Genomic DNA, 1,427 nt, shown 5'->3' on the forward strand with positions numbered 1-1,427 from the left:
CAAGCAGGTTCGTTAGGTACGGTCGTTCGATTCATCTGCGCGCTCAAGTGTGCCGCCGGCGCGAATTGGGCCGCGGCTGAACCAGTATCGCGGCCTTGTAGGACAATCCCCTCATACGAAAGGATGATCGATGCGGGTCTTGAATGAATGGCGAGCATCGCGGCCTCAGGCGGGGAAGGGCCGCCCGAGCAGCGGCAGGTCGTGGCGGCGCGCGCCGGTCGCGTTGGCCAGCCCGTTCGCGAGCGCGGCCGCCATCGGGCCCTGCGCGGCTTCCGCGACACCCAGGAAGGGCAGGCCGGGCTGGTCCAGCAGGTCGACGTCGATCCGCTCCGGCACCCCGGAAAAGCGCAGGATGGGGTAGGTGCTCCAGTCCATGCTGGCGATGCCGTCCGGGCCGTAGCGCAGCTGTTCGTGCAGGGTCCAGCTGGCGGCCTGGATGATGCCGCCTTCGAGCTGGTTGCGCGCGCCGTCCGGATTCACGACCTGGCCGCAGTCGGCGGCGCACGCCACGCGGACGATGCGCACGGTGTTCTTGTCCTTGTCGACCGCGAGTTCCAGCGCGATCGCGACGTAGGCCATGATGTTCTTGTACTGGCCTAACGCTAAGCCGTAGCGGTGTCCCGGCGCCGGCTTCGACTTGCCCCAGCCTAAGCGCGCGGCCGCCTTTTCGATGACGGCGCGGGCGCGCGGCTCGTTCCCCAGATGGTCGAGGCGCAGGCGCACGGGGTCGGCGCCGGCCAGCTGCGCCAGCTGGTCCATCGTCCCTTCGATCGTCGTGATGTTGATGTGCGCCCCGAGCGAGCGCATCGCGGAGCTGCGCAGCGGCGTCACCGGCAGAAAATGGTTCACGACGCGCGCGTTGGGGATCGCGTACAACGGCAGCGCGTTGCGGTCGCCGCCGCCTTCCGGCATCGGCATCGGCTGCGACGGCGACGGCGCAATCGGCTGCGCCAGCAGCCACGCGGGGACCAGCTTGCCCGCGTTGCCGGGCCGTTCGTTGTGCGAACCGCTCCACAGCGCGTAATCCCAGTGCGAGATGCGGCCCTGCGCGTCGAGCGCCGCGCGCACGGTCGTCACCATCGCGGGGGCATACGGCTCCCACAGGTTTTCCTGGTCGCGCATCAACTGCACGCGCACGGGCACGCCGGGCACGGCGCGCGCCAGCAGCGCCGCATCGGCCGCCACGTCGTCGGCGCCGTTCTGGCCATAGCAGCCCGACCCCTCCGTGTGGATGCAGCGGACTTTATCGAGCGGCATGCCGGTGAGTTCGGCCAGCGCGGCCCGGAGGGGATACACGCCCTGCGTGTGCGTCCAGACGGTCAGCATGTCCCCGTCCAGCCGGGCGACGGCGCACGACGGGCCGATCGAGCCGTGCATGACGTACTGCTTCGTGTAGCGGACGGAGATACCGGGGCCGGCCGCGGGCG

1 protein-coding gene is annotated in these 1,427 nt (G+C 70.0%); it reads right to left on the minus strand.

Annotated features, from left to right (window positions below):
- Positions 1-165: 165 nt before the first annotated feature.
- On the minus strand, positions 166-1,427 hold a 1,262-nt coding region (locus ACEN88_RS31635; RefSeq protein WP_413346108.1), incomplete at its 5' end, for a molybdopterin cofactor-binding domain-containing protein.

Origin of the sequence: Massilia sp. CT11-108, from assembly GCF_047302915.1 — a bacterium.
GTDB lineage: Bacteria > Pseudomonadota > Gammaproteobacteria > Burkholderiales > Burkholderiaceae_D > Telluria > Telluria orientalis.